This is a genomic window from Gordonia sp. 11cp, from assembly GCF_057767225.1.
Window position 1 is genome coordinate 2634053 of sequence record NZ_CM173437.1, and the last position, 21725, is coordinate 2655777.

Annotated in this window: 17 protein-coding genes; 7 read left to right on the top strand and 10 right to left on the bottom strand. The window is 67.8% G+C overall.

What is annotated here, in order from left to right; genetic code table 11:
* Positions 1-7 precede the first annotated feature (7 nt).
* Genes AC3B6C_RS11775 through betT form a run of 3 tightly spaced genes read right to left on the bottom strand, consistent with a single transcriptional unit; the run spans position 8 to position 5234 of the window.
* Positions 8-1573, bottom strand: coding sequence for a GMC family oxidoreductase (locus AC3B6C_RS11775; RefSeq protein WP_488376125.1), 1566 nt, complete (start codon positions 1571-1573; stop codon positions 8-10).
* Positions 1570-3096, bottom strand: a complete 1527-nt coding sequence (locus AC3B6C_RS11780) for an aldehyde dehydrogenase family protein (protein WP_488376126.1) — start codon at positions 3094-3096, stop codon at positions 1570-1572. The genes AC3B6C_RS11775 and AC3B6C_RS11780 overlap by 4 nt, the downstream gene beginning before the upstream one ends.
* Positions 3093-5234, bottom strand: coding sequence for a choline BCCT transporter BetT (gene betT / locus AC3B6C_RS11785; RefSeq protein ID WP_488376127.1), 2142 nt, complete (start codon positions 5232-5234; stop codon positions 3093-3095). Before betT ends, AC3B6C_RS11780 begins: the two co-directional genes overlap by 4 nt.
* A gap of 102 nt (positions 5235-5336) precedes the next feature.
* Here betT and AC3B6C_RS11790 point away from each other — a divergent pair, with 102 nt between their 5' ends.
* The 4 genes from AC3B6C_RS11790 to AC3B6C_RS11805 all read left to right on the top strand — a co-directional run bounded on the left by AC3B6C_RS11790 (position 5337) and on the right by AC3B6C_RS11805 (position 10819).
* Entirely contained in the window at positions 5337-6095 is a 759-nt protein-coding gene (locus AC3B6C_RS11790) for a VOC family protein (RefSeq protein ID WP_488376128.1), read from the top strand.
* 273 nt (positions 6096-6368) lie between these two features.
* Positions 6369-8909 carry an ATP-dependent Clp protease ATP-binding subunit gene (locus AC3B6C_RS11795; protein ID WP_010844215.1) on the top strand — a complete coding sequence of 847 codons (2541 nt, stop codon included), beginning with the start codon at positions 6369-6371 and terminating at the stop codon, positions 8907-8909.
* A gap of 137 nt (positions 8910-9046) precedes the next feature.
* The gene (locus AC3B6C_RS11800) at positions 9047-9928 is read left to right on the top strand and encodes an enoyl-CoA hydratase-related protein (RefSeq protein ID WP_488376129.1); all 882 of its coding nucleotides are present in this window, start codon (positions 9047-9049) and stop codon (positions 9926-9928) included.
* A 393-nt stretch (positions 9929-10321) separates the two neighbouring features.
* The gene (locus AC3B6C_RS11805) at positions 10322-10819 is read left to right on the top strand and encodes an HNH endonuclease (RefSeq protein WP_010844217.1); all 498 of its coding nucleotides are present in this window, start codon (positions 10322-10324) and stop codon (positions 10817-10819) included.
* Positions 10820-10851: 32 nt separating this feature from the next.
* Here the strand turns inward: AC3B6C_RS11805 and AC3B6C_RS11810 are convergent, their stop codons facing one another.
* The 3 genes from AC3B6C_RS11810 to AC3B6C_RS11820 form a co-directional block, all read right to left on the bottom strand.
* Positions 10852-11523 (bottom strand): DUF305 domain-containing protein, encoded by a 672-nt coding sequence (locus tag AC3B6C_RS11810; protein WP_488358651.1) that lies wholly within the window; start codon positions 11521-11523, stop codon positions 10852-10854.
* A complete protein-coding gene (locus AC3B6C_RS11815) occupies positions 11520-13106 on the bottom strand; it encodes an LVIVD repeat-containing protein (protein ID WP_488376130.1) in 1587 nt (528 codons plus the stop codon). Before AC3B6C_RS11815 ends, AC3B6C_RS11810 begins: the two co-directional genes overlap by 4 nt.
* Positions 13107-13238: 132 nt before the next feature.
* The gene (locus tag AC3B6C_RS11820; protein WP_014925451.1) at positions 13239-13565 is read right to left on the bottom strand and encodes a hypothetical protein; all 327 of its coding nucleotides are present in this window, start codon (positions 13563-13565) and stop codon (positions 13239-13241) included.
* 170 nt (positions 13566-13735) lie between these two features.
* Here AC3B6C_RS11820 and AC3B6C_RS11825 point away from each other — a divergent pair, with 170 nt between their 5' ends.
* Together AC3B6C_RS11825 and AC3B6C_RS11830 are read left to right on the top strand one after the other, a co-directional pair.
* Complete coding sequence (locus AC3B6C_RS11825; RefSeq protein WP_488376131.1) at positions 13736-14581, top strand: 3-hydroxybutyryl-CoA dehydrogenase; 846 nt, start codon at positions 13736-13738, stop codon at positions 14579-14581.
* A 197-nt stretch (positions 14582-14778) separates the two neighbouring features.
* On the top strand, positions 14779-15645 hold the full coding sequence (locus AC3B6C_RS11830; protein WP_010842161.1) for an oxygenase MpaB family protein: 867 nt from the start codon (positions 14779-14781) through the stop codon (positions 15643-15645).
* Here AC3B6C_RS11830 and AC3B6C_RS11835 read toward each other — a convergent pair.
* The 4 genes from AC3B6C_RS11835 to kstR form a co-directional block, all read right to left on the bottom strand.
* Positions 15642-16928, bottom strand: a complete 1287-nt coding sequence (locus AC3B6C_RS11835) for an MFS transporter (protein WP_488376132.1) — start codon at positions 16926-16928, stop codon at positions 15642-15644. The two genes, AC3B6C_RS11830 and AC3B6C_RS11835, sit on opposite strands and share 4 nt — an antisense overlap.
* Positions 16929-17048: 120 nt before the next feature.
* On the bottom strand, positions 17049-17516 hold the full coding sequence (locus tag AC3B6C_RS11840) for a MaoC/PaaZ C-terminal domain-containing protein (RefSeq protein WP_488376133.1): 468 nt from the start codon (positions 17514-17516) through the stop codon (positions 17049-17051).
* A complete protein-coding gene (locus tag AC3B6C_RS11845) occupies positions 17513-18523 on the bottom strand; it encodes an alpha/beta hydrolase (protein ID WP_014925456.1) in 1011 nt (336 codons plus the stop codon). Before AC3B6C_RS11845 ends, AC3B6C_RS11840 begins: the two co-directional genes overlap by 4 nt.
* Before the next feature lie 129 nt (positions 18524-18652).
* A complete protein-coding gene (kstR, locus tag AC3B6C_RS11850) occupies positions 18653-19303 on the bottom strand; it encodes a cholesterol catabolism transcriptional regulator KstR (RefSeq protein WP_010842157.1) in 651 nt (216 codons plus the stop codon).
* A 136-nt stretch (positions 19304-19439) separates the two neighbouring features.
* Between kstR and AC3B6C_RS11855 the strand changes: the two genes are divergently transcribed.
* Positions 19440-21674: an acyl-CoA dehydrogenase family protein gene (locus tag AC3B6C_RS11855; protein WP_488376135.1), complete on the top strand. Its 2235-nt coding sequence runs from the start codon at positions 19440-19442 to the stop codon at positions 21672-21674.
* Positions 21675-21725: the final 51 nt, after the last annotated feature.

A 21725-nucleotide genomic window follows, 5' to 3' on the forward strand; every position in this document is an offset into this window, starting at 1 on the left:
TTCTGCGTCAGTTGTCCGCGCGCACCAGCTCGGCGCAGCGCTCGCCGACGAGCATGACGGTGAGGTTCGGGTTCACCGTGGTGTGCTCGGGAAACACCGACGCGTCGGCCACGCGCAGGCCCGCAACGCCTTTCACGCGCAGCTCGGGGTCCAGCGGCGACAGCTCGTCGTCGGGCGGGCCCATCCGCACGGTACCCACCGGGTGGTAGACGGTGTTGTGCGTCCGGGTGATGTAGTCGGCCAGTTCGGCGTCGCTCGTCGTGGCGGGACCGGGATACAGTTCGCGCGCGATCCACGACGCCAACGGTTCGGCCGCGGCGATCTCGCGGGCCTTCCGCAGGCCGGCGATCATGATCCGCATGTCGTAACCCTCGACGTCGGTGAAGTACCGGGGGTCCACCCGCGGCTTGTCGCGAAAGTCGCGGGAGCGCAACGCAACCGTGCCCCGTGACCGGGCGTGCGTCACGTTCGGCGTCAGGCAGAAGGTGTTGTCACTGGTCGGGTAGCCCTGACGAAGTGTGTGCATGTCGAAGGGCACACTGCCGTAGTGCATCATCAGGTCCGGCCGGGTCAGACCCTCGTCGATGGTGGTGAAGACGCCCGCCTCCCACCACTGGGTCGACTCGCGTGTCATGGGCTTCGTGGTCTCGAACCCGATGACCCCCTCGGGATGGTCCTGGAGGTGTTCACCGACCCCGGGTGCGTCGACGAGCGCCTCGATCTCGTGCTCGCGCAGGTCGTCGGCGGGCCCGATTCCGGAGAGCATCAGCAACTTCGGAGAATCGATCGCGCCCGTCGAGACGATGACCTCACCCCGGGCCTCGATCCGTGTGGTGCGACCGAAGGCGTTGTCGGTGATGTCCACGCCCACGGCGCGCAGCTCGCCGTCGACCCTCTCGATGACCACGCGCTTGGCCCATGATCCGGTACGGACGGTGAGATTCGGGCGGTCGAGGTGCGGATGCAGGTAGCTCACCGACGACGAGGCGCGCACTCCGTCGGGCCGTCGGTTGATCTGGAAGAAGTTGGCGCCGTTGACGATCGTGGAATCGCTGTTGAACTCGACGCGGGGGATGCCGACCGACTCGCACGCATCGAGTAGGGCGAGGGCGCACGGGTCCTTCGGCGGCACGCTCATGACGTGGACGGGTCCGCTGCGACCGTGGTGTGCGCCCGGCGCGTCGTTGGTCTCGATCTGCGGATAGAGCCGGTAGAGCTCCGCCGAACCCCACCCGGCGCAACCGAAGTCGCGTTCCCAGGAGTCGAGGTCTTCCCGCGGGGCCCAGAAGGCGATGCAGCTGTTGTGCGAACTGCACCCGCCGAGGACCTTGGCACGGGCGTGCCGCATGAAGTCGTTACCGTTCTCCTGCGGCTCGATGGGATAGTCCCAGTCGTAACCGGATTCGAGGAGATCCATCCATCGGTCGAGTCGCAGGATCGCGTCATCGCCGACATCGGAGGGACCCGCCTCCAGCAGGCACACCGAGATCGATGGGTCCTCCGACAGCCGCGACGCGATCACGGCACCCGCCGAGCCGCCGCCGACGACCACGTGGTCGTAGGTCTCGCTCATCGCCGATCCCCTCGGTCGCCCGACCGGTCCGCGAACCAGCCGGTGACACCCGGTCTGAGGTTCTCGTAGACATGCTTGGCCTCGCGGTACTCCGCCAGCCCCGACGGCCCGAGTTCCCGACCGAAACCGGACTGGCCGTACCCGCCCCACTCGGCTTCGGGCAGATACGGTCCGAAGTCGTTGACCCACACCGTTCCGGCGCGGATCCGTCCGGCGATGCGACGGGCGCGCGCCGCATCGGCCGACCAGACCGCCCCGGCCAATCCGTAGACGGTGTCGTTGGCCAGGGTCACCGCCTCATCCTCGGTGGTGAAGGTCTCCACGGTGACGGTGGGCCCGAACGCCTCGTCGTGCACGCAGGCCATCGACCGGTCGGCGTGATCGATCACGGTGGGCGGATAGAACCACCCGTCGTCGAGGCGGCCCGATCCCGCATCGCCCGTCGCGAATGCGCCGCCGGTACGGATGACGGCACCGTCCGCCCGGGCCTGTTCGACGTAGGCGTGCACCTTGTCGCGGTGTGCCGCCGAGATGAGCGGACCGGTCTCGGTGCCCTCGGAGTAGGGGAGGCCGAGACGGATTCGCTCCGCACGGTGGACGAGTTCGTCGACGAAGCGGTCGTGTGCGGATTCCTCGATGATGAGCCGTGCGCCCGCCGAACACACCTGGCCGGAGTGCAGGAACGCGGCGTTGAGCGCGTTGTCGACCGCGGCGGCGAGCAACTCGTCGGTGGCGCAGGCGTCGGCGAACACCACGTTGGGGTTCTTGCCCCCGAGTTCGAGTGCGACCTTCTTCACCGTCGCCGACGCCTCGCGGGCGATGATCCGGCCGGTCACGAGTCCGCCGGTGAACGAGACCAGGTCGACGTCGGGATGCGAGGACAGGGGCGCCCCGGCCACGGCCCCCGCTCCCAGGACGAGGTTGCCCACGCCTGCCGGGAGACCGACCTGCTCGAGGGCCTGCATCAGCAGGATCGAGGTGTGTGGGGTCAGTTCGGCGGGCTTGAGGACGAAGGTGTTTCCCGCCGCGAGTGCCGGCGCGACCTTCCAGGCCGCCTGCAGCAGGGGGTAGTTCCACGGTGTGATCAGCCCGCAGACGCCGACCGGTTCGTAGACGATGCGGGAATCGGCGTCGGGGGAGCCGGTGTCGACCACGCGGCCGGCATCGGTCGCCGCGAGTTTGCCGAAATACCGGAAGCAGTGGGCGATGTCGGCCATGTCGAGGTCGGACTCGTACGGCCGCTTACCCGTGTCGAGGGTCTCGGCCCGGACGAATTCGTCTCTGCGCTCGTCGATCTGATCCGCGACGCGGAGGAGGAGGTCCCCACGCTCGGCGGCGGGTGTTGCGCTCCACTCGCCGGCGTCGAACGCGCGTCGTGCCGCCGCGATCGCGGCCTCGGTGTCGGCCACGCCGGCCTCGGACACCGTGCCGACGACCGAGTTGTCTGCGGGACAGCGGATCTCGCGGGTCTCGCCGGAGACGGCCGATTGCCACCGGCCGTCGATGTAGAGGGTCTCGCTCATCGAGCCGGTGCTCCTTCGGAACTGCTGTCGGGGATGTCCGTGTCGCTGTCGGGCACGGTACCCTCGCCGGCGCCCGGATCGGGCTCGGGGTCGTGGTGATCACCGGCGGCATCCCGCAGGTGCAGGTATCCGAGATGGCGTTCGTACTGGTCGAGTATGTCGCCGATGATCTGGTCGCGGGTGTACCCGGTGAGCGAGTAACCCTGCGACCCCTCGGTGAGGTACACCTCGCAACGGAAGTAGCGATCGTCGGAACGCTGCGTCCGGACCGCGTAGGTCGGGGTCGGGGCCGAGACCGGCCACACGCAGTACTCGAAGCGGGGGACCTCGGCGAGTTCGACGACCAGGCGCGGAGACGGCAGACCCTCGTTCTCGGCCGACTCGTCGACGGTCGCGGTGACCCCCTCACGACCGAACTGTTCGGCGACCTCGGTCATCGCCGGTACGACGTTGGCGCCGATGAACTTTCGGGTGGCGGTCGGGCCGGGGAAGCGGAGGGTCCCGATGAGTCGTTGCCGCCAGCTGCCGTGTTCGGTGGGGCCGCGCCCGACGGCGATCACCTTCGGCAGGGTCGTCCGGAAGCTGTCGAGTTTGACCGATTCGCTGCGGACGGCACGCAGCAGGGAGATGCCGATCAGCCCGAGGACGAAGGAGAACGGCAGGCCCATGATCACGGTCGCGGCCTGCAGGGTCAGGATGGACCCGTCACCGCCGCCGGCGAACAGCATCGACAGCGTCAGCAGGCCGATCGCCACCGACCAGAAGACGCGCAACGGGCGCGCGCAGTCGGCCATCGGGTCGTCGAGGCGACTGGTGAAATTGCCCATGACGAGCGAGCCGGAGTCGGCGCTGGTCACGTAGAAGAGCAGGCCGGTGATCGTCGCGATGCCGATGAGCAACGTCGAACCGGGGTATTGCTCGAGCAGCGAATAGAACCCGGCTTCGGGTGTGGAGGCGGTCGTCTCGGCGAAGTCTGCATCGCCGCGCGCCACCTGCAAGGCGCTGTTGCCGAAGATCGAGATCCACACCAGGATGAAGCTGAACGGGACCACCAGGACCCCGAAGATGAACTGGCGCAACGTGCGTCCGCGTGAGATGCGGGCCAGGAAGAGTCCGACGAACGGGGCCCAGGCCACCCACCAGGCCCAGAAGAAGAGGGTCCAGCCGTCGACGAAGGCGCGGGCGTCGTTGCCGGGCGGCGGATTCACCTGATCCCAGGCGAAGGTGTCGAGGGTCCGGTCGGCGAAGGTGGACACGTAGTCGCCTGCGTTCTGGACGAGCCCGTTGAGCAAGAAGTCCGCATCCTTGGCCACCGTGATGTAGACGAGCATGCAGATCGCCAGGATCACGTTGATCTCGGAGAGGCGGCGGATGCCCTTGTCCACGCCGGAGGTCGCCGACGCCGTCGCGATCACCACAGCCAGCACGATGAGGCCGATCTGGGCCGCCTTGCCCTGCTCGATCCCGAAGATCTCGTTCAGCCCGAAGTTGAGCTGGACGACCCCGATACCCAAGGACGTCGCGATGCCGAAGATGGTGCCGAGCACGGCCGCGACGTCGATCGCGTCGCCCCAGCGGCCTTCGACACGTCTGCCGAAGACCGGGTACAGGGCCGCCCGGATCGTCAGCGGGAGGTTGTGCCGGAAGGCGAAGTAGGCGAGCGCGCCACCCATGAGCGCATACATCGCCCAACCGGTGACCCCGTAGTGGAACACCGTCCACGTGACCGCCTCCCGCGCCGCCGAGTTGGTCTCGGCGAGTCCGGTCGGCGGGTTGAGGTAGTGGGTCACGGGTTCGGCGACGGAGAAGAACATCAGATCGATGCCGATCCCCGCGGCGAACAGCATCGAGGTCCAGGTGAACAGGCTGTACTCCGGGCGCGACTCCTCCGGCCCCAGCCGGTAGCGCCCGTACTTGCTGAGGCCGAGGAACACCACGAGTCCGACGATGGCGGTGGCGAGGACGAAATACCACCAACCGAACCACCGGGTGATGAAGTCGCGCACGTCGTTGATCGTCGACTCGGCCGCCGCCGGTGCCGCCAGCGCCCAGACGGCGAAGGCCACCACGATGACGCCCGAGGCGATGAAGACCGTCAGATTGACCCGGTGTGACCGGGGCCGGGCGTCGTGGGTCATGGGCTACGACGCTAATCCGATCACCGGTGAAGCGCGCGGTGTGCGCGAAACGCCCGGCGGGCACACCGATGAGTTCGGGTCCGGCGAGCGGTCTGTATCACCATGGCCACCGCAACCAGCAGTTCGGTACTCCTCTCCAGCGACGACCCGGGACGCCTTGCCCGGTGGTATTCGACCGCCTTCCAGGCGCAGATCGAATCGACCGGGGCCGGGGGACCCGGATACGACTATGTGGAACTCGACGGCTTCTTCCTCCTGTGCGACAAACGCGCCGACGTGTCGGGGCCCACCACCGACGGCCCTCGCCGGATCCTCAATGTCGACGTCGACGACCCCCAGGCGACGGCGGCGCGTCTGGACGACCTGGGTGCCGAATGGATCAGTCCTCTCGAGAACCGGGGCGGCAGCTTCCTGGGGACCGTCGCCGACCCCGACGGCAACTGGGTCCAGATCATCCGGCTGTCCGACGAGGAAGAGATCGGGATGGGTCCACCGGCGTCGACGTGCAGCGGCTTCGCGGTCCGCGACCTCGGCTCCACCGAGCGGTTCTACCGCGACGTCCTCGGGATGCGGGTGCTGCGGTACCCGATGGGCATCCTGGGAATCCGGATCCGGCGGCAGGTGACCGTCCTGGCGTATCCGAAGGACGATCACGTCCCCGCGGATTTCACCGTCCTCAACATCGCTGTGTCCGATCTCGAGGCCACGGTGGACCAACTGGTCGGCAAGGGCGTCGAGATGCTGCGGTACGAGGGTTTCGCCCACGATGAGCGGGGGATCGTCCGCGGCGGGGACAACGGGCCCGACATCGCGTGGTTCGCCGATCCGTCGGGCAACATCCTGTCCGCGCTGCAGGTGTGAGCTCGAGGTGGGCGGCATCGGGGGCACTCGCGGCGCCGTTCGCTCTCGGCGTAGCGGCGGGGGAACACAGCCCCGGCCAGCGCAGTTGTACTGTGCACATCCCCGCCGCATCGGTGGATCCACGCACTCTGCGCAGGCGTTAACTGCAGGTGCACCCGAGACGACCTCTAGAGTGGAAGCAGGCTGGTCGTCGTCTATCCGTACCGGTTGTCCTCAGGGGCCTCCGAAGCGGTCTCCGCGGCGGCCGGGGCGCTAGCAATGTGAGGGAGAACAATGTTCGAACGGTTCACCGACCGCGCGCGTCGGGTTGTGGTTCTGGCCCAAGAAGAAGCGCGCATGCTCAACCACAACTACATCGGTACCGAGCACATCCTCCTCGGCCTCATCCACGAGGGCGAGGGCGTGGCCGCCAAGGCGCTCGAGTCGCTCGGGATCTCCCTGGAAGGGGTCCGCAGCCAGGTCGAGGAGATCATCGGCCAGGGTCAGCAGGCGCCGTCGGGGCACATCCCGTTCACCCCGCGTGCCAAGAAGGTGCTGGAGCTCTCGCTGCGCGAGGCCCTGCAGCTCGGCCACAACTACATCGGTACCGAGCACATCCTGCTCGGCCTGATCCGCGAGGGCGAGGGCGTCGCCGCCCAGGTGCTGGTGAAGCTAGGCGCCGACCTCAACCGGGTCCGCCAGCAGGTCATCCAGCTCCTCAGCGGATACCAGGGCAAGGAGCCACAGGAGGCCGGCACCGGCGGACGCAGCAGCGAGTCCGGCACGCCGTCCACCTCGCTGGTCCTCGACCAGTTCGGTCGTAACCTGACCGCCGCCGCCTCGGAGGGCAAGCTCGACCCGGTCATCGGCCGGGAGAAGGAAATCGAGCGCGTCATGCAGGTGCTCAGCCGCCGCACCAAGAACAACCCGGTGTTGATCGGTGAGCCGGGCGTCGGCAAGACCGCCGTCGTCGAGGGTCTGGCGCAGGCGATCGTCAACGGCAAGGTCCCCGAGACCCTCAAGGACAAGCAGCTCTACACCCTCGACCTCGGTTCGCTGGTCGCGGGCAGCCGCTACCGCGGTGACTTCGAGGAACGCCTCAAGAAGGTGCTCAAGGAGATCAACACCCGCGGCGACATCATCCTGTTCATCGACGAGCTGCACACGCTCGTCGGCGCGGGTGCCGCCGAGGGTGCGATCGACGCTGCCAGCATCCTCAAGCCGAAGCTGGCGCGTGGCGAGCTGCAGACCATCGGTGCGACGACCCTCGACGAGTACCGCAAGTACATCGAGAAGGACGCCGCCCTCGAGCGCCGGTTCCAGCCCGTCCAGGTGGGCGAGCCGTCCGTCGAGCACACGATCGAGATCCTCAAGGGTCTGCGCGACCGGTACGAGTCGCACCACCGCGTCTCCATCACCGACGGTGCGCTGGTCGCCGCCGCGACATTGGCCGACCGCTACATCAACGACCGGTTCCTGCCGGACAAGGCGATCGACCTCATCGACGAGGCCGGTGCGCGCATGCGCATCCGCCGGATGACCGCGCCGCCAGACCTGCGCGAGTTCGACGACCGCATCGCCGACGCGCGCAAGGAGAAGGAAAGCGCGATCGACGCGCAGGACTTCGAGAAGGCCGCCAGCCTCCGCGACAAGGAGAAGCAGCTGGTCGCCGAACGTGCCGAGCGCGAGAAGCAGTGGCGCAGCGGTGACATGGACGTGGTGGCCGAGGTCGACGACGAGCAGATCGCCGAGGTCCTCGGGAACTGGACCGGTATCCCGGTGTTCAAGCTCACCGAGGAGGAGACCACCCGTCTGCTCCGCATGGAGGACGAGCTGCACAAGCGGATCATCGGCCAGGAGGACGCCGTCAAGGCGGTGTCCAAGGCCATCCGTCGCACGCGCGCCGGTCTGAAGGACCCGAAGCGTCCGTCGGGCTCGTTCATCTTCGCCGGCCCGTCCGGTGTCGGTAAGACCGAGCTCTCCAAGGCGCTCGCGAACTTCCTGTTCGGCGAGGACGACGCGCTCATCCAGATCGACATGGGCGAGTTCCACGACCGCTTCACCGCTTCGCGGCTGTTCGGTGCCCCTCCCGGGTACGTCGGCTACGAAGAGGGCGGTCAGCTCACCGAGAAGGTGCGCCGCAAGCCGTTCTCGGTGGTGCTCTTCGACGAGATCGAGAAGGCCCACTCGGAGATCTACAACACGCTGTTGCAGGTCCTCGAGGACGGTCGCCTGACCGACGGTCAGGGCCGCACGGTCGACTTCAAGAACACCGTGCTGATCTTCACGTCCAACCTCGGTACCTCGGACATCTCCAAGGCCGTGGGCATGGGCTTCTCGTCGAGCGACGGCACCAAGTCGAACTACGACCGGATGAAGCAGAAGGTCAACGACGAGCTCAAGAAGCACTTCCGCCCCGAGTTCCTCAACCGTATCGACGACATCGTCGTGTTCCACCAGCTCACGCGTGAGGAGATCATCCAGATGGTCGATCTCATGCTGACGCGCGTGGAAGGTGCGCTGAAGAACAAGGACATGGCCCTCGAGGTCACCGACCGCGCGAAGTCGCTGCTGGCCAAGCGCGGGTTCGATCCGGTGCTGGGTGCGCGTCCGCTGCGTCGCACCATCCAGCGCGAGATCGAGGACCAGCTGTCGGAGAAGATCCTGTTCGGCGACATCGCTCCCGGACAGATCGTCCTCGTCGACGTGGAGAACTGGGACGGTGAAGGCGAAGGCGACGACGCCCGATTCGTCTTCACCGGTTCGGAGAAGCCGCGCATGGTTCCCGACGCACCGGTCGAGCTCACCAAGGCCGGCGAGTCCGACGCGAGCTGACATCGTGCCCGTCTGAGCAGATCTGACACAACGGCGGCGTCACCCGGGGAGGGTGGCGCCGCCGTTGTGTTGTGTCTGAACCGGATACCTTTGACACAGCCGACGCGGAGTGTCCCAGCGCCCGATAGCATCACCCTGTGACGAGCGATACATCAGACGTCGGGCGCAAATCCCGACAAGACCAGCCCACCATCACCGTCGAGCGCGACGGGGAGATCGCGATCTTCCGGCTCAACCGGCCCGACCGGCTCAACGCGTTCACCGTGCAGATGAGGGAGGAGCTCTGCGCCGCGTTCGACGAGACCGATGCCGACGACACCGTGCGTGCGGTGGTGCTGACGGGTAACGGCCGCGCGTTCTGTGCCGGCGCCGATCTCGAGGCGGGTGGTGCGACGTTCGATGCTTCGTCGGTGGTGGAGTCCGATGCGAGCCGGGAGCCCGAGATTCCCGCGGACGAGGGCGGCAAACTCACCCTGCGGATGTTCGCCTCGCTCAAACCGATCGTCGTCGCCGTCAACGGCCCGTCGGCCGGCGTCGGGGTGACGATGACCCTGCCCGCCGACGTCCGGATCGCCTCAGAGGACGCGAAGTTCGGGTTCGTCTTCGCCGCTCGCGGTCTCGTTCCCGAAGCCGCGTCGAGTTGGTTCCTGCCCCGGTTGGTCGGGTTGCCGACGGCGTTGCAGTGGACGATCGGTGCCAAGATGGTGCAGGCCGACGAGGCTCTCGACCGCGGGTTGATCCAGCAGATCGTCCCCAAGGACCAGGTGCTCGAGACCGCCATCGCCGTCGCGCGCGAGATGACCGCGAACAGTGCGCCCGTCTCGGCGGCACTGACCCGGCAACTGCTCTGGCGGATGGCCGGCGCACCCAGCCCGCTCGACGCTCATCGTGCCGACTCGAAGGCGATCTTCTACCGGGGGCAGTCCGGGGACGTCTATGAAGGCGTCATGTCCTTCCTGGAGAAGCGGCCGGCGACCTACCCCAACACGGTGTCGAAGGACCTGCCGGAGATCTTCTGAGCCGGCTCGGTCGAGGGTCCGTCCCGGCGTCCGATCTCGAGCACCACGAAGATCATCACGAGCTGGCTCAACGTGCCCTACGGTGAAAAATGCCTGCAAACAGCCCGTGTGAACTGGGTGAACATCCGAACACGCCGGACATAAACGGTGGCAGTGCACCCGGAGCGCGGTTATCGTGGCGACAGAGCATGCCAGACCAACGAGAGGAGGTGACGCAGATGTCGATGGGTGACAAGGCTTTCGCCGGCGAGTGGCGGACCGCCCCATCCGACCGTCCGTGCGGACTGAAATCCGACGGTAGGCCGGGACCGATCACATCACGCGTCACCAGTTCCTGAGGTCATGAACCTCGGTGGTCGGCGCACTCACTCGCCCACGCATCGAGGAGCTGTCATGACCATCTTCGTCACCAACGCCGGACTGCAGATACTGGCGCGCGTCACCTGGCGCCGCGCCGCGGTCCTGTTGACCACCGAGGTCGCGCGGAACGTCGAGGGCACCCCGCTGGTTCGCGTCGTCCATTCCCCGACGCTGTCCCTGCCCATCCACAAGGTGGTGGCGATCAGACGAGACGCCTACCGCCCGTTTGCGGGTAAGACGATGGACTCCTACGCGTCCAACGCGACCATCCTGCGGCGCGATCAATGGATCTGCGCCTACTGCGACGGCCCGGCCGACACCGTCGACCACATCGTCCCGGTGTCCCAGGGTGGCCCGAGCACGTTCGGCAATCAGGTCGCGGCGTGCAAGTCCTGCAACGGGTTCAAGGCCAACCGGACGCCGCGCAAGGCGGGGATGGCCCTGCGGCACGCGCCGTTCGTCTACGACCCCTGGGCAGCGGACCAGAAAGAGGTGTGGGAGATGTTCACCCTGCATCCGAAGACCGATTGAGGCTCGACGCCGATCCGTTGCCGACCGTGTGATCACGTCGGCAACGGATCGGCGCCACGCTCCTTGAGCAACATGGTCATCAGGCCGATCTCGTCGCCCTGATCACCGATCATCATGAGCGCCAGATCCTTCGTCGCGGAACCGGTTCGCGCGTCGTTGTACGCCGCCTGGGCCATCGACATCCCGCCACGGTGGTGCCGGATCATCAACTGCAGGAACAAGATCTCGGCATCGGTGGGTGGCAGGGCGCTCAGGCGGCCGACCTCGTCGATGCTCGCCATCCCCGGCATCGGCGGGTGGGAGCCGAGTCCGTCGCCGTGCTGGGTGTCCCCGTGACGGGCGTCCCCACCGGCCATCCAGGACATCGGCTCCGCCGCGGTGATCGGGTGGTCGAACCACTGCAGCCAGCCTCGCATCGTCGCGCTCTCGGCGGTCTGCGTGTGGACGATCCGGTCGGCGACACCGCGGATCTGCGGCGCGACCCCGGGTACCGCGCCGATCGTCCTCGACATGAGGATGGCCTGGTCGTGGTGCGCCGACATGTCCTGAGCGAATCCGATGTCGGACACACTCATCGCGGACGAGTCGTGGTCGCGGCCCGCCCACACGGCCCCCACGACGACGCCCATCGTGAGCAGGAGTGCCGCGGTCGCGGCGACCACGACGGCGCGCACCAGCGGAACGTCGGGGCGAGAGAAGCTCATCCGATCGTGCTGTTCTGGTCCGGGGGTGGGGTGTACACGGCGGGACTCAGCCGCAACACCTGGAAACCGCCGTCGGAACAGGTGACGCGCAGCTCGTTTCCCCGGAACTCGGGCGGGGACATGCACCAGTCGGTCGACATGTCACCGCCGACGACCATTCCGCTACGGGGACCGACCATCTCGTTCAGCCTGACCTTGCCGTTCGCGATCGACATTCCGAGACTGAGGAATTCGACGGCGGGCACGCCGAGCAGCGAACCGACGACATGTGGTGAGTTGGGTGTCTGCAGCAGGGTGGTGCCCGTGCGGGCCGGCGGGTTGTAGTAACCGATCTCGCGGATACGGTCGAGGTCGCGGATGTCGAAGACCCGGATGCCCGACGACTCCCATCCGCAGGCCAGCGCGGTGGGATCGTTCGGCCGGTCGACCGCGCAGTAGTGCGGGTTGCTGCTGAACAGCGAACCGCCGGTCGACGACCGCAGATTGGTGTCGAGGTGCTCGGGGAGGTTGATCTCGAGCTTGATCTGCGCGGTGTACCGGGGTGCGTTCACCTTCGTCACGTCGAAGATCTTGACCCCGCCGGAACCGGCCTCGTCGGCGGTGACGATGTGGGGCCGACCGCGGTAGGTGATCGGGATCGAGTGCTGGTTGAGCTGGCCGTCGGGCCACAGGTACGCGGCGAGGTGGGGGACCTGGGGGTGCGGGCGTCTGCGCTGGACGTCGCTGATGTCGAGCACGGTCACCCCCGCCATGTTCGACAGGAACATCCGATTCCCGTCCGGGGAGATGCCGAAGCCGTGTCCGAGGAACGAGTGGAGACCCTGCCAGATCACGCGGGGCGACCGGGGATCGGAGATGTCGATGGCGCTGAGGTGCCCGGGGAACACCCCGGAGGCCCAGTAGGTGCGGCCGTCGGGTGAGAAACCGCCCTCGTGGGAGGTGAACGGCAGCGGCGTCGACGTGCCCGGGCCCTTGTTGAGGAGTCTGGGCCGGGTGCAGTCGGAGATGTCGTAGACGGCGAAGAACCCGCCGCCCCACAGCAGCGGCACCGATGTCGCGGCGAGGAGCTTGCGCTCCTTGTTGACCTTCAGGGTCTCCCAGGTGCCACCGCGCATGGCCGGATCCGTCAGCGACCCGACGACACGCGGCGAGCTCGGGTCCGAGGCGTCGATGACCTGAACGCCCGGCGGGTTCACCCAGTTGTTCCCGGGAAACAGGCTGCCGGTGTAGCTGCAGTGCTCGAAGTTCGCCGAGACGATGCCGCCGCCGGCGCCGCGGACACCGCCGAGCCGCGTGACGTTGCAGCGGTAGCCGCGCATGCTGCGGCCGGAGAGGCGATCCTCCGCGCTGACGTCACCCTGCAGACCCGGCTCGGGGAGTGAGCCGGGGCCGCATGCGGCCTGGGGAACCGAGACCTCGGAGATGTCGGGAAAGAGGTGAGTGGCCGCGTCCGCGGGCGCGGCCACGAGCAGAGTGGAGACGAGCGTGGCGCCGGCGGCGAGGCAGGTGACGGCGCGGACTCGTCGCCGCCACCGGCGTCCCGCATGGTCCGCACGTCGCACGTCGATTCGAGCCGGCATCATCGCATCCCCCGATCGTGATCTGAGTCACGCTAGCGTGCGGGATTCGAGGGCACGGCGAAATCGTCGAATCCACCCCACGGCAGTGGCCGGCCCGGGGTCGCCGGGCCGGCCACTGCACGAGGGGAGTCGCGATCAGACGGCGTCGCCGCCGTCGATGCTGCCGAAGTCGCCGACTTCGACGTTGCCTTCGTCGTCGACGGCGGTGTCGAAGGTGCCGTCGGCGTCGGTGTCGGCGACGGCGATGTCGGTGTATCCGTCGGCGTCGGTGTCGGCTTCGATGACGTCGATTTCGCCGTCGGCGTTGGTGTCGTAGGCGATGGAGTCGGCCTGGCCGTCGCCGTCGGTGTCGAGGATGGCGTCGGTGGTGCCGTCACCGTCGACGTCGGTGAGGGCGGCGTCGACGGCTCCGTCGCCGTCGGTGTCGACGAGAACGGCGTCGGCGGGGATCTCGGTGCTCATGGGGTGTGTCCTTCCAAGTGGTGGAGCGCTGGTGTGCAGTGCTTCTGGGCGGTTCATGTACTTGGAGGCGACCTCGGGCCGGAATGTTCCCGGGTGGGCGGGAGTCGTTCGGATGGCCGATCCGACGACCGACTACCGTTTGTCGTATCACTCGACTTCGGAGGTTCACTGTGCAGCAGATCGGCGTCATCGGCGGAGGCACCATGGGTGCGGGCATCGCGGAGGTGTGCGCCAAGGCGGGCAGCGATGTCGTGATCGTGGAGGTCAAGCAGGAGTTCGCCGATGCCGCGCGTGGGCGGGTGGAGAAGTCGCTGGCCAAGGCGGTCAGCAGGAACAAGCTCGCCCAGGAAGACGCCGACGCCGCGCTGGCTCGGCTGCGGGTGACGACCGACTACGCCGACCTCGCCGATCGCGAGCTCGTGATCGAGGCGGCCCCCGAGATCGAGGAGCTCAAGCGCGAGATCTTCGCGAACCTCGACGCTGCGACCGGCGCGAACACCATTCTCGCCACCAACACGTCGTCGATCCCGATCATCAAGGTGGCGACGGCGACGAAGACTCCCGAGCGGGTTGTCGGCGTGCACTTCTTCAACCCGGTGCCGGTGATGCCGCTGGTCGAGATCATCTCCACGCTCACCACCGCACCCGAGACGGCCGACGCCGTGAGTGCGTACGTCACCGACACGCTCGGCAAGACCGCGGTCCGTGCGGGCGACCGGTCCGGGTTCATCGTCAACGCCCTGCTCATCCCGTACCTGTGCCAGGCCATCCGGATGTTCGATTCGGGGTATGCCTCGGCCGAGGACATCGACCTCGCGATGAAGGGTGGCTGCGGATACCCGATGGGCCCGCTCACCCTGGTCGACACCATCGGCCTGGACATCACGCTGTCGGCCGCGGAGTCGCTGTACGAGGAGTTCGCCGAACCCCACTACGCGCCGCCGGCGTTGTTGCGCCGCATGGTCGACGCCGGGCGGCTCGGACGAAAGACGGGCCGCGGCTTCTACTCCTACTGATCTGCCCCGGGCCGATCCGATCCGCCCCCACCGATCTCCCCCTGCAGATCGCCGCCGAACCCCGGCTCACCTCGGAGTGAGCCGGGGTTCGCCGCGTTCGGGGTCGCTCGGGCAGTGCTGTCACCCAGTGCTGTCGACCGGTGCGCAAACAGGCGCTAAGCTGACAGCAAGACAATCAGACAACACGTGTTATCAGAATGGGTGGGGCCATGACGCAGGGTGATCAGCGCATGTCGCGGGCGGAGATGGACAATATCGACAGCAGTTTCTTCGCGCGTTCGCTGCTGACGATGGGGCAGACGATGAGCACGACGAACGTGATCATGCAGCTGGCGAACCCGGCGGTCGGATACGGAGTCGCACACAGCAAGGTCGAGAACGGGCGGCTCGATCGGCATCCGGTCAAACGCGCGCGGACCACCGCCTCGTATCTGGCGGTCGCGATGCTGGGCAACGCCGACGACCGTCGCCGTTACCGGCATGCCGTCAACCGGCAGCACGCGCAGGTGCGTTCGGATGCGGACAGTCCGGTGGAGTACAACGCGATGAACACCGACCTGCAGCTCTGGGTCGCGGCCTGCCTCTACTACGGGTGGGAAGACATCTACGAGCGTGTCCACGGACCGCTGCAGGGCGAGGAGCGCGAGAAGTTCTACCAGCAGGGCAAGGTCTGCGGCACGACCCTGCAGATGCCCGCGGAGGCCTGGCCGGCCTCGCGCGATGAGTTCACGACCTACTGGGACGAGCAGGTCTCGCGGATCGAGATCAGTGACGAGATCCGCGACTTCCTGCTCGACATCGCCAACTTCGGCTACGCGCCCACCCGCATCCAGGAGAAGTACGGTCCGGTCAAGCTCCGCCGGACCATCGGGTATCTGCCGCAGCCGTTCCGGGACGCCCTCCGGGTCGAGTGGACCGACGAGGACCAGGCGTGGTTCGACGCTTACGTCGGCCGGCTCGTCGCCAAGGAACGTCGCACGCCGTTGTGGCTGTCACAGTTGGGTTTTCGGCTCCTGCTGGCCGACGTCCGGCTTCGGGTCCGGACGGGACGGCCACTGGTCTAGGTGAGGACGGCCCCGCTGCGGCGGGTGGCGAGGAGGGCGAGTGTTCCGGCGAGCAGGCAGGCGACGGCTCCGACGGCGAGACCGACACGGGCGTCGAACGTCTCGATGATCGCGCCGACGATCGGCCCCCCGATCGGCGTGGAACCCATGAAGGCCACCGACCACAGTGCCATCACCCGACCCCGCATCCGCGGTTCGGAATTGAGCTGCAAGGTGGCGTTGCCGGTCGACATGAACGTGACGCTGAGCCAGCCGACCCCGAAGAGTGCGCAGATCGCGGTCGGCAGATTCGGCGCGAGGGCGGTCGCCGCGACGGTGACCCCGAAGCCGAAGGCGGCCAGCGTGAGTGGGCGCAGGCCGGTGCTCCCGCGGGCCGCGACCACGAGTCCGCCGACGACTGCGCCCACCCCCATCGCCGACGTCATGAAACCGAGGGCTTCCGGCCCGCCGTCGAACACGAAGTCCGCGGCGGCCGGCAGCGTGACCGGGAAGTTGTAGGTCAGGGTGCCGACGAGCGCCATCGTGGCCAGCGGGATCCATAGCGCCGGGCTGCCCCGGACGTAGCGGAGACCCTCGCGCAACTGGCCTTTGGCACGCGGAATCGGTGTCTCCGTGGTGATCTTCGACGAGTCGAGCGCGAGGAGTGAGGCGACCACGGCGACGAAGCTGACGGCGTTGACCGCGAAGCACGCACCGGACCCGACGAGGCCGAGGACCACACCGGCGACCGCCGGACCCACCGCGCGGGCGGCGTTCACCATCACCGAGTTGAGTGTGACCGCGTTGCGGATCAGGTCCTTGCCGACGATCTGGTGGATGAACGCCTGTCGCGCCGGCTGTTCGAAGGCGTGCCCGAGCCCGAGCATCACCGCCAGTACACCCACGTGCCAGACCTGGACCGCCCCGGAGAGGGTGATGGCAGCCAGCACCGCGGCCAGCAATCCCATCATCGACTGCAGCACGATGAGCAACCGGCGCCGGTCGACCCGGTCGGCGATGACCCCGGCGTACGGACCGATGAGCAGGACGGGTAGCGCCTGGAGGGCGACGATGAGACCGAGGACGGACGCCGATCCGCTCAGCGTCAGGACGAGCCACGCCTGCGCTGTGGCCTGCATCCACGAACCCGTCATCGAGACGGCCATCCCCGCGTAGAAGAGGCGATAGTTGGGGATGCGCAACGACGCGAACATGCTGGTCCGGTCGGGCTCGTCGGGGCGACGACCGCCCGGTTCACGGTCCCGCGGTAGGTCTGCGATCTCGGGAACACGGTCGTCGGTCATCGACGACCATCGTAGGCGCGCCGCGAGATCCGCCCGGCGGGGCACCTCCGGGCGGGGCCGGCGGGACGACCGGGGCGGTTCGCCTCGCACCAGTGACCGCGGTGGTGAACCGAGCAGACGTCAGGTGTGCGCGCGACCCGGGCGGGCGTGCACATAGGCCTCGACGACGGTGCGCATCACCGGTTTGCCCTCGGCGTTGCGCAACTCCGCCGACGAGGTGACCAGAGCGCGGTCGCGGTCGTCGAACTCGATCGCGTCGATGACGGTCGAGCCGGTGAGGGTGTCGCCGGGACGCACCGGACGCAGGAATTCCACGTCGCCGAGTCGCTTGCCGGCGATCACCCGCCAGTTGTTCAGCACGCCGGTGACATTGAGCTTCTGGTAGATCGACATCGTGTGCAGCCCACTGGCGATCAGTCCTCCGTAGGGGCCCCGTCCGGCGACATCGGGGTCGGTGTGGAAATCCTGCGGGTCCCACGCGCGAGCGAAGTCGACGAGTTCGTCCTCGCTGACGAAATGCGTGCCGAATTCGAAGATCTGGCCCACGGACAGGTCATCGGCCCACAAGCGGTCCGATGCGTCGCTCACCTCAGGTCTGCCGCGATCTTCGGCCAGGTGGTCTCGAGGTCGCGTTCCCAGTAACCCCAGGAATGGGTGCCGCTCGGCCGGAAGGTGACCTCGTGCGGCACCTTGAGCGCCCGCATGCGCGAGACCATCTGCTTGGTGCACTCGTTGACCGCGGCCTCGATGATGCCGCCGATGACCATCTGGTTGGCCAGCGTCAGCGGATCGCCCGCGACCAGCGGTGCCTCGAGCCGGTCGAACTGGCCGGGCATGCCGGTCCCGCTGGTCATGTAGACCTTGGTGCCGCGCAGCTTGTCCGCGTGGATGTACGGGTCGTTGTCCCGCCAGCCGGCCGAGTTGACCGGTCCCCACATGTTGGTCAGATTGCCCTGCCCGCGGTCGGCGACGACCATCCGGATGTAGGCCTGTCCCACCGGATCACTGGTGCGGGCGCATCCGCTGTAGGCGGCGGCCGACCGGTAGAGCTTGGGTGCGGCGATCGCGAGGTTGAGCACCGACGTGCCGGCCATCGAGATCCCGGCGATCGCGTTGACCTTGGTGGTGTCGAATTCCTTGTCCACCAACGGCGGGAGCTCCTTGGTGAGGAACGTCGTCCACTTGTTGCGACCGAGCACCGGATCGTCCTGCTGCCAGTCGGTGTAATACGAGAATGCGCCGCCGATCGGCGTCACGACGTTGACGTCCTTGTCGGAGAAGAACTTCGCGTACTGGGTCTTGGCCGCCCAGGTCGCCGAGTCCTCGCCGCCACCGGCGCCGTTGAGCAGGTAGAGCGTGGGGCGCGACTTGGTGGTGTCCTTGGGGCGCAGGACGTTGACGGGGATGAGCTTGCGCATCGCCGCCGAGTACACGATGAGAGTCGACTGCTGGGCCGAGTCGTGGACCACGGTGTCGATGCGGGCGCGATCGGGGTCGGGGGTGGGTTCGGCCAGCGCGGCCGGAGCCCATCCGGCGGTCGCGACCGCCACGGCACAGCCGGCGACGCACAGTCGTCGCAACCAGGAGGATCGCACCTCTAGCCCCTTCTGTTAACAAAATTCTCAGACGTAACAAAGGTAGCCGAGTTGAGTGGGTGGTCCCAACCGAGGCGATCCGTCGTCACCCAGTTGTGACGTCGTCGGGCCGTGGGGAACTCCGGGTTGCTACTTGGCGCGGTCTTTGAGCAGGAGCCGGACGGTCAGCTCGAGTCGGTTGGTGACATCGGTCGCCGATGCGCGACGGGTGAGCCACTGCACCAGGTTCGACATCCACACATCGGAGAGGACGCGAGCGATCGCCAGGTCTTCTTCGGTGGGTTCGCCGTCGTCGACGATGGCGCCGGCGAGGAGCCGGTCGATGATCCCGGCCACCTGGTCGACCTCGGCGGTCGCGGACGCGTCGGCGAACATGAACGCGCGCGTCATGGCCTCGGTCAGAAGAGGATCGCGCTGCATGGCGAACGTGATCATGTCCAGGACATGGCGGAGGCGGTCGATCGCGGTGTCGCCCCGTAACTGCGAACGATCGACCTTGGACTCGACGCGCTCGAACTCCCGGGCCAGGGCGGTGACGAGCAGGTGGACCTTCGACGGGAAGTAGCGATACAGCGTGCCGACGGCGACATCGGCCTTGTCGGCGACAGTGCGCATCTGCACGGCGTCGTACCCGCCCTTGGACGCCAGCGCGAGGGTGGCGTCGAGGATGCGGCGGCGGCGTTCGCGCTGCGCGGTGGAGCCGGCTTCGGGCGAAGCGGCGGACGCCGCAGCCCCGTTGGGAGCGTCGACCGCGGCGTTGCCGGGTGCAGAACGGGCCATGTGCTCTCGAACATCCTCACGTGTCAAAAACGTCTCTGGCGGGTGGATCGCGGGTGGCTACCCGATCCGAGTACACCCATGGCATATTAGAACAGGTTCTAATTATTCGTCACAACTCGACATACAGGGATTGCCAGTGACAATCGCCACGTCTTCCGAGCAGATCGCGGTGCGTGACAGCATCGCGTCCTGGGCGCGCTCCACCAGTGTGACCGACATCGTCCGTTCCGACATCGACAAGCCCCGCGACCAGTGGACGCAACTACTTTCCCAGATCGCCGATCTGGGCGTGTTCGCCGCCGCGGTTCCGGAGGCGTCCGACGGCCTCGGTGCGAGCTTCCTGGACGTGGCCGCCATGCTCGAACAGTGCGGGGTCGACCTCGTCCCCGGCCCGCTCGGTCCGACGGTGACGGCGGCGATCGCGCTGGCGGTTCTCCGCGGCGGTTCGCGCGAGAGCGACGCCGACCGTGGCGCCGCGCTGTTGCCGGACCTGCTGACCGGATCGGTGCCGGTGGTGACGCCCGCTGCCGGTTATGCCGGGGTGGCCCTCGAACTGTCCGGCGGCGAGATCGACCTCGGACTCGTCGGCGGTTACGTCGACGGGTGCGCCGTTCTGGTCGAGTTCGGCACCGCGGATCGGGAGCGGTCCTGGTGGATCGTCCCACCGGGTGCCGGTGTCACCGACGTCGCGCCGCAGACCCCGCTCGACGGCACCGCGTCGGTCAGCCGCGTCCGCGTGTCCGAGATCGCGGTCGACGACCTGATCGAACTCCGGGACGGGACGTTCGTCGCCGGACTGCTGTCGGCGACACTCGCCGCGTATCAGAGCGGTGTCACCCGCTGGGCGCTCGACACCGCCGTCGACTACGCGAAGGTCCGCACCCAGTTCGGTGTGCCGATCGGTTCCTTCCAGGCGATCAAGCACATCTGTGCAGAGATGTTGTGCCGCAGCGAACGGGTCACCGCGGTCGCGTGGGACGTCGCCCGGGCGGTCGACGACGTACTCGCGGCCGCCTCGGGAGGGGCGGAGACGGGCGGGTCCGCAGACGAACTCGACACCGCGCGTGAGCAACTCGAGATCAGCAGGCTGGCCGCCGACGTCGTGGTGGCCCGCGACCCGGTCGCCAACACCAAGGACTGCGTGCAGGTCCTCGGTGGCATCGGCTTCACCTTCGAGCACGACGCACACCTCTATCTCCGGGCGGCGCTCGCCGCACAGGCGGCGTTGGCGAACGCCTCGACGCACGCCGCGGCCCTCGCCGGACTCGGACTCGCGGGGACGCGGCGACGTTTCCGCCTCGACCTCTCGCAGGTCGAGGACCGCCGCGACGAGGTCCGGGCGACCGTCGCGGCGATCGTCGACGCCGATCCGGGTGATCGCCGGCGGCTCCTCGCCGAGACCGGCTACCTGACCCCGCACTGGCCGGCACCGCACGGCCTGGGTGCGGATGCGGCGCTGCAGTTGCTGATCGACACCGAACTCGAGTCGGCCGGGATCGAGCGACCCGATCTCGTGATCGGCGCGTGGGCGATCCCGACGATCCTGGAGCACGGCACGGATGCGCAGCGCGAACGGTTCGTCGCGCCGACGCTCGCCGGCGACCTGGTGTGGTGCCAGCTGTTCTCCGAGCCCGAGGCGGGCTCGGACCTGGCCGCGTTGCGGACCCGAGCGGTGCGGGTGGAGGGCGGCTGGCGGCTGGACGGCCAGAAGATCTGGACTTCGCAGGCCCACAACGCGCAGTGGGCGATCTGTCTCGCGCGCACCGATCCCGAGGCGCCGAAGAACAAGGGCATCACGTACTTCCTCGTCGACATGGGTTCGCCCGGCATCGACATCCGTCCGCTGCGTGAGCTCTCCGGGCGAGCCAACTTCAACGAGGTCTTCCTCGACGGCGTCGTCGTACCCGATGACTGTGTCGTCGGCGAGGTCAACGGCGGCTGGCGGCTGGCGCGGACCACGCTCGCGAACGAGCGGGTGGCGATGGGCGGGACCGGTCTCGGCAAGGAGATGGAGTCGCTGCTGTCGCAGGTGCGATCGATGGGGCGGGAGCTGACCGCCGAGGAGCTCGGTGCGCTCGGCACCCAGCTCGCCGACGCGCATGTCGGCCGGGTTCTCGACGCTCGTGCGGCGACGAGGCAGCTGGCCGGGCTCGACCCCGGCGCGCTGTCGAGTGTGCGCAAACTGATCGGCGTCGAACACCGGCAGTCGGTGCCCGATCTGGCGTTGCGGCTCCTGGGGGCGGCCGGTCTGGCGGCGTCCGAGGCGTCCGACGCCGTCCTGCAGAACCGCTGCCTGTCCATCGCGGGCGGGACGACTCAGATCCTGCGCACGGCAGCGGCGGAACGCATTCTCGGTTTGCCCCGGGCCTGACCGCCCCCGAAAGTCCCGAAACCGCAGATAAGCGCCGATTCCGACACCCTT

Bases quoted from the DNA above. Each gene is read 5' to 3' on its own strand.
- AC3B6C_RS11780 (WP_488376126.1), bottom strand. From the start codon at position 3,096: ATGAGCGAGACCCTCTACATCGACGGCCGGTGGCAATCGGCCGTCTCC.
- AC3B6C_RS11830 (WP_010842161.1), top strand. From the start codon at position 14,779: ATGGGTGGGGCCATGACGCAGGGTGATCAGCGCATGTCGCGGGCGGAG.
- kstR (WP_010842157.1), bottom strand. From the start codon at position 19,303: ATGGCCCGTTCTGCACCCGGCAACGCCGCGGTCGACGCTCCCAACGGG.
- AC3B6C_RS11790 (WP_488376128.1), top strand. From the start codon at position 5,337: ATGGCCACCGCAACCAGCAGTTCGGTACTCCTCTCCAGCGACGACCCG.
- AC3B6C_RS11835 (WP_488376132.1), bottom strand. From the start codon at position 16,928: ATGACCGACGACCGTGTTCCCGAGATCGCAGACCTACCGCGGGACCGT.
- betT (WP_488376127.1), bottom strand. From the start codon at position 5,234: ATGACCCACGACGCCCGGCCCCGGTCACACCGGGTCAATCTGACGGTC.
- AC3B6C_RS11795 (WP_010844215.1), top strand. From the start codon at position 6,369: ATGTTCGAACGGTTCACCGACCGCGCGCGTCGGGTTGTGGTTCTGGCC.
- AC3B6C_RS11820 (WP_014925451.1), bottom strand. From the start codon at position 13,565: ATGAGCACCGAGATCCCCGCCGACGCCGTTCTCGTCGACACCGACGGC.
- AC3B6C_RS11805 (WP_010844217.1), top strand. From the start codon at position 10,322: ATGACCATCTTCGTCACCAACGCCGGACTGCAGATACTGGCGCGCGTC.
- AC3B6C_RS11810 (WP_488358651.1), bottom strand. From the start codon at position 11,523: ATGAGCTTCTCTCGCCCCGACGTTCCGCTGGTGCGCGCCGTCGTGGTC.
- AC3B6C_RS11775 (WP_488376125.1), bottom strand. From the start codon at position 1,573: ATGAGCGAGACCTACGACCACGTGGTCGTCGGCGGCGGCTCGGCGGGT.
- AC3B6C_RS11815 (WP_488376130.1), bottom strand. From the start codon at position 13,106: ATGATGCCGGCTCGAATCGACGTGCGACGTGCGGACCATGCGGGACGC.